This is a genomic window from Streptococcus pseudopneumoniae (assembly GCF_001070815.1).
GTDB lineage: Bacteria > Bacillota > Bacilli > Lactobacillales > Streptococcaceae > Streptococcus > Streptococcus pseudopneumoniae_P.
This window is the reverse complement of the sequence record NZ_JVLX01000042.1, coordinates 22,980-29,410: the sequence shown is the minus strand read 5'-3', so window position 1 is coordinate 29,410 and position 6,431 is coordinate 22,980. Positions and strand designations below refer to the sequence as shown.

Sequence of the window (6,431 nt, the reverse complement as noted above, 5' to 3'; positions counted from 1 at the left end):
AAACTAGGAAACTAGCCGCAGGCTGTACTTGAGTACGGCAAGGCGACGTTGACGTGGTTTGAATTTGATTTTCGAAGAGTATTACTGTACTTTAAAGGTCTTGAGATAGTTGTCTTTTCCTACTTGACCTTCGAAGGTTTTACCATTTTCAAGGTAAGGAAGGTCATCTGAGACTGAGGCCTTGACTTTGTATATCTTGCCATCAACTTTAAAGAAGTAGACGGTGTCTCCTTTGATAACAGCTGATTTGAGGTCTGCTACCACACCCTTGATGCTTTCTGTTGTTGCATTGTCAATTTCAAGGTCGTTTTTATTGGCGTACTTGCTGAGTAGCTCTTCCACTGTCGTAGCTACGATAACGTTTTGGTACTCGACTGAGTCTACCAAAGCATACTCTTTGACCAAGCCAGCATTGTCCTTCAAGCCCATGATGTAGAGAGGCTTGTCATTAAGGTTGATGAGGATTGGGAAGGTCGCCTTGTAGGATTTCTCCTGAACAGCACCTTCGGCTGATTCACGGGCTGATTCTTCGGTCGCAGAAGCCAAGCTGTACTTAGTGATTTCTCCTGTTCGCATATTTTCAAGAATGAAACCAAGATTACTTTCATCTGCATTGGCCGACGTCACGCCTGTGTAGAGATAGATGTCATTACCGATAGACAAGTAATTATAGCCCTTGGTAGTCTGGGTCACGTTTTTCTTGGAAATCATAGCATTCCAGAAACCGTCCTTGTACTTACCGTTGTAGTTAATTTGCTCAATAGTTTCCTCAGCTGGATAAACCCTGTCCACCCATTCTGGAACATCTGCCAAGCTGTATTCCTTGGTTTCTCCATTTGTGGCATCCAAGATAATGACTGAAACAGGACGAGGAACCGCAAGTCCAAATTGCTTTTGGTAAACCGTTGCTACATAGAAAGGATTGCCCTCATCGTCCACCTCAAAAGATGGAGTCTTGAAGATTTTAGTTGGGTACTTCAAGCGCAGGTGACGCTTGACATCACGGTTAAAATACTCCGAGTCTGAATATTTGATTGGTGTCTTCAAGTCTACCAAGTCTGCATTCCCGGTTACCATGTCCACCTTGATATACTCGCCGATTCCCTTGGCCTGATTATTAAACCACTTGATAGGGTCTGCGTATTCTAGTGGCGTAACCCGATAAGGTTTCCCATCAATCGTCAATTGAGTATAGGTATCTGCCGCTACGTACTGCGACACCTTATCCGTCAGGGAACCCAAGTAGCGGTCACCAATTTTTTCAGCAGTGCTTCTATCTAGGATAGGAACCTTACTGGTGTCAGTCTTAGGAAATTCAGTAAAGTCTTTTTCCGTAACTGTGACTACATTAGCATAATTTTTAGCCTGAAAAATGCTGGAAGTCACCAAGGAAACCAAGGCTGCTAAGAGAAGAATTCCTCCAATAGAAGCTAAAAGGATTTTCCCTAACCGATTGATTTTGAAACCCTCTAGATTTAAGGCAGCTTCTGCCTTGCCGTGGCGCACATGAACCGTTTTGACCAGATTGATTCCCTTGCCAAAGCCAAATAAGATTGCCACAAGCAACAAATGCCCACAAAGGAAAAAGAGAAATTCCCAGCTGGTCAGGTTAAGGGGCGGTAAAAAGATATACCAGGTCGTTGCGATAAAAATAAGTTCAAAGACTATTCGTTTCATTTGCTTTCCTCCTAAATGATTCGTCCTTCCAAGTGATCCAGTTCATGCTGGCAAATCTGAGCTGGGAATCCTGTCAAGGTAATGGTCTGTTCCTGCCACTTGCTGTCACGATAAGCAACCCTTATGGTTTCAAAACGCTTAGTTGGTCTCACACCCGTCAAGGACAAACAGCCTTCCTCTGTCTCATAAGGTCCTTCAGAGGACAGGAGCACTGGGTTAAACATGACCACGGGAACCAAGCCAAGATTAAAAATAATCACGCGCTTCTGCACTCCAATCATATTGGCAGCTAGACCGACACAGGTTTCACGATTTGCTAAAAGCGTATCCTGTAAATCTCTGGCAAGATACAGATCTTCCTTACTTGCCGGCTGAGACACCTGAGATAAAAACAAAATATCCTTTACAATTTTCTTCTCCACTTCCTCACACTCCTCTTACTTTTTACTATATTATAGCAATTATAGCACAAAAGCCAATAACTGCAAGCCCTTTCCCTCAACTGTAGCAAAAAGCCATCCGAAGATGACTTTTTTTAAATCGCATTCTTGTCAAAACCGAGTTTGCGTTGAATAAACTTAACAATTTCGACGATAATAATCATTGAGAAGCTTCCGCCCATCACGATTCCCCATTGTGACAAGTCTAGTTTGGTTACGTGGAAGATTCCTTCAAGCGGTTCTACGACGATTGTTGCCATGAGAAGGATGAAGGATACCAAGATAGACCAATTGAAAGTCTTAGACTTGAATGGTCCAACTGTCAAGATGGATTGGTAAACAGACTTGACATTGTAGGCATGGAAGAGCTGAATCAAACCAAGGGTTGCAAAGGCCATAGTAAGGGCATCCGCATAAATGGCATGATTGTCACCCACGTGAACTGGGTAAAGAAGAGCAAGACCATAAACACTCATAACAATAGCTGCTTGGAGTACACCTTGATAGATGATAGAACTCAAAACACCACCTGAGAAGAAGCTTGCCTTGCGTCCACGTGGTTTATGGTTCATGACACCAGGCTCAGCAGGTTCAACACCAAGAGCGATAGCTGGGAAGGTATCTGTTACCAAGTTAATCCATAAGAGATGAACTGGTTGCAAGACACCCCAACCAAACAAGGTTGATAAGAAGATAGTTAATACTTCAGCAGTATTGGCAGAAAGCAGATACTGAATAGTCTTTTGAATGTTTGAGAAGACCTTACGTCCTTCTTCAACTGCAACAATGATAGTCGCAAAGTTATCATCTGCAAGAATCATGTCAGAAGCCCCCTTAGAAACCTCTGTACCAGTGATTCCCATACCGATACCGATATCGGCTGTTTTCAGAGCTGGTGCATCATTGACACCGTCACCTGTCATGGCAACGACTTTACCTTGTTTTTGCCAAGCCTTCACAATACGAACCTTGTGCTCTGGAGACACACGGGCATAAACAGAGTATTGACCAACTACTTTTTCAAAGTCTTCATCTGACAATTCATTGAGTTCAGCACCAGTTAAAACGTGGCCTTCTGTATCATTTGCATCGATGATTCCCAAACGTTTAGCAATAGCTTCTGCAGTGTCTTGATGGTCACCTGTGATCATGATTGGACGAATTCCCGCTTCCTTAGCCACACGAACAGCCTCAGCAGCTTCAGGACGTTCAGGGTCAATCATCCCAATCAAACCAGTAAAGATTAAATCATTTTCAAGCTCTTCAGAAATAAGGTTTTCTGGAATGCTGTCAATAATCTTATAAGCACCTGCAAGGACACGCAAGGCTTGGTGGGCCATTTCAGAGTTGTTTGTGTGAATGAGGTTTGTAACCTTCTCGTCAATCGGAGCAATATCCCCAGCCTTATCACGAAGAACACAACGTTTCAAGAGTTGGTCTGGCGCACCTTTAACAGCTACGAGGAAGCGTCCATCTGCAAGTGGATGAACTGTTGACATGAGCTTACGGTCAGAGTCAAATGGCAACTCAGCCACACGTGGATATTTCTCTAAGAAACCTTTAACATCGTAGCCCTTGTCCAAGGCATACTGGATGAAGGCTGTTTCAGTAGGGTCACCAATCAGATTGCCTTCGACATCAATCTTAGTATCGTTAGCTAAGACTACTGAACGTAGAAGCGGCATTTCAAGACCCAGTTCAATGTCATCAGCTGAGTCATGTAGGACTGCATCATAGAAGACTTTTTCAACGGTCATCTTGTTCATGGTCAACGTACCAGTCTTATCAGAAGCGATGATTTCCGTTGAACCAAGTGTTTCTACTGCTGGCAACTTACGAACGATAGAGTTACGTTTGGCCAAAACTTGAGTACCAAGGGCAAGAACGATAGTTACGATAGCTGGTAGCCCTTCTGGAATGGCTGCAACAGCAAGCGCAACAGAGGTCATCAACTCACCGAGTGGATTTTTCCCTTGAATGAAGACACCCACTACAAAAGTAACAAGGGCAATGACCAAGATTGCATAGGTCAAGACCTTAGAAAGGTTGTTCAAGTTTTGTTTAAGTGGTGTGTCTGTCTCATCCGCATCTTGGAGCATGCCAGCGATATGACCAACTTCCGTGTACATCCCTGTATTGACAACAACACCAAGACCACGACCATAAGTCACATTTGAGTTTTGGAAGGCCATATTGACACGGTCACCAATACCAGCATCTGTCGCAAGCTCGACTGTCAAGTCTTTTTCAACTGGAACAGACTCACCTGTCAGGGCAGCTTCTTCGATTTTAAGAGAGTTGGCTTCAAGCAAACGTAGGTCTGCTGGTACTACATCACCTGCTTCGAGGGCAACGATATCACCTGGTACCAATTCTTTTGAATCAATCTCTGCCATATGCCCATCACGAAGAACGCGGGCAGCTGGACTAGACATTGATTTGAGAGCTTCGATAGCTTCTTCTGCTTTCCCTTCTTGGTAAACACCAAAGGCAGCATTGATGATTACCACGGCTAAGATGATAATGGCATCTGCGATATCTTCCCCACCAGAAGTCAAGACTGACAAGATTGCTGCCGCAACTAGGATGATAATCATCAAATCCTTAAATTGCTCGATGAATTTGACCAGGATTGATCGTTTCTCGCCTTCTTCGAGTTCATTGTGGCCAAATTCTGCAAGGCGTTTTTCTGCCTCACTTGATGACAAACCTTGCTCGGTCGCATCCACAGCCTTCAAGACCTCTTCAGGACTCTGAGTGTAAAACGCTTGGCGTTTTTGTTCTTTTGACATGTGTCTCCTCCTTGACATTGTGTGCAAAACAGACTCTCTTTTCCCTCATCGCATCTTTTCACGACAAACAAAAAGAGACCTGTTAATCATAACAAGTATCGCTGTTTAAGATAGTGCCGGAAAGCATACTTTTCAGTATAAAATTCGGAATGACGACACTATCACAGGTTTCTGCCAGCTACTCCCTTGAGTAGTACTATTATACCAAATTTTGAAAAGTTTTCAAAGAGTAAAAAATGACTTATTTGAATTTTCCCTTGAAAACCAGTATAATGGTAGAATGCTATATGACTAGAAAGGAAGTTGAATGAAGCAATCTATCTCAAATCTCAAGTTAGCTGAGCGTGGGGCCATTATCAGTATTTCGACCTATTTGATCTTGTCTGCAGCGAAATTAGCAACTGGGCACCTCCTCCATTCATCCAGTTTGGTGGCCGATGGTTTTAACAACGTGTCGGACATCATTGGAAATGTGGCCCTCTTGATTGGAATCCGGATGGCACGCCAGCCTGCTGACCGAGACCACCGTTTTGGCCACTGGAAGATTGAAGATTTGGCTAGCTTGGTCACTTCTATCATCATGTTTTATGTTGGCTTTGATGTACTAAGGGATACCATTCAAAAGATTCTCAGTCGTGAAGAAACAGTCATTGACCCTCTGGGTGCAACTCTGGGAATCATTTCTGCAACGATTATGTTTCTAGTTTATCTCTACAATACTCGCCTCAGTAAGAAATCCAACTCCAAGGCACTGAAGGCTGCCGCCAAGGACAATCTTTCTGATGCTGTCACCTCACTTGGTACTACCATTGCCATCCTGGCTAGCAGTTTCAATTATCCCATTGTGGATAAACTGGTTGCCATTATCATCACTTTCTTTATCTTGAAAACTGCCTATGATATCTTCATCGAGTCTTCCTTTAGCCTTTCGGATGGCTTTGATGACCGTCTGCTCGAGGACTACCAAAAGGCTATCATGGAAATTCCCAAAATCAGCAAGGTTAAGTCGCAAAGAGGTCGCACCTACGGTAGCAACATCTACCTGGATATTACGCTAGAGATGAACCCTGACCTGTCTGTTTTTGAAAGCCATGAAATTGCGGATCAGGTCGAGTCTATGCTGGAAGAACGTTTTGGAGTCTTTGATACCGATGTCCATATCGAGCCAGCACCTATCCCTGAAGATGAAATTTTAGACAATGTCTATAAAAAATTGCTTATGCGCGAACAATTGATTGACCAAGGAAATCAACTGGAAGAACTCTTGGCTGACGATTTTGTCTATATTCGTCAAGATGGAGAGCAGATGGATAAAGAGGCCTATAAAGCCGAAAAAGACTTGAATTCCGCTATCAAGGATATTCAGATCACTTCCATCAGTCAGAAGACCAAACTCATCTCCTATGAGTTAGATGGTATCATCCATACCAGTATCTGGCGTCGCCACGAAACCTGGCAAAATATCTTTCACCAAGAAACAAAAAAAGAATAGAGAAATCCTGTCATGAGACGGGATTTTTCC

4 protein-coding genes are annotated in these 6,431 nt (G+C 43.4%); 1 reads left to right on the top strand and 3 read right to left on the bottom strand.

What is annotated here, in order from left to right:
- Positions 1–81: 81 nt before the first annotated feature.
- The 3 genes from ADG81_RS05025 to ADG81_RS05015 form a co-directional block, all read right to left on the bottom strand.
- Positions 82–1,677, bottom strand: a complete 1,596-nt coding sequence (locus tag ADG81_RS05025; protein ID WP_049551089.1) for a hypothetical protein — start codon at positions 1,675–1,677, stop codon at positions 82–84.
- Positions 1,678–1,688: 11 nt separating this feature from the next.
- The gene (locus ADG81_RS05020; protein ID WP_049551088.1) at positions 1,689–2,099 is read right to left on the bottom strand and encodes a peptide deformylase; all 411 of its coding nucleotides are present in this window, start codon (positions 2,097–2,099) and stop codon (positions 1,689–1,691) included.
- A 113-nt stretch (positions 2,100–2,212) separates the two neighbouring features.
- Complete coding sequence (locus tag ADG81_RS05015) at positions 2,213–4,909, bottom strand: cation-translocating P-type ATPase (RefSeq protein WP_049551087.1); 2,697 nt, start codon at positions 4,907–4,909, stop codon at positions 2,213–2,215.
- A gap of 307 nt (positions 4,910–5,216) precedes the next feature.
- Here ADG81_RS05015 and mntE point away from each other — a divergent pair, with 307 nt between their 5' ends.
- Positions 5,217–6,401: a CDF family manganese efflux transporter MntE gene (gene mntE, locus ADG81_RS05010; RefSeq protein WP_049551086.1), complete on the top strand. Its 1,185-nt coding sequence runs from the start codon at positions 5,217–5,219 to the stop codon at positions 6,399–6,401.
- Positions 6,402–6,431 lie beyond the last annotated feature (30 nt).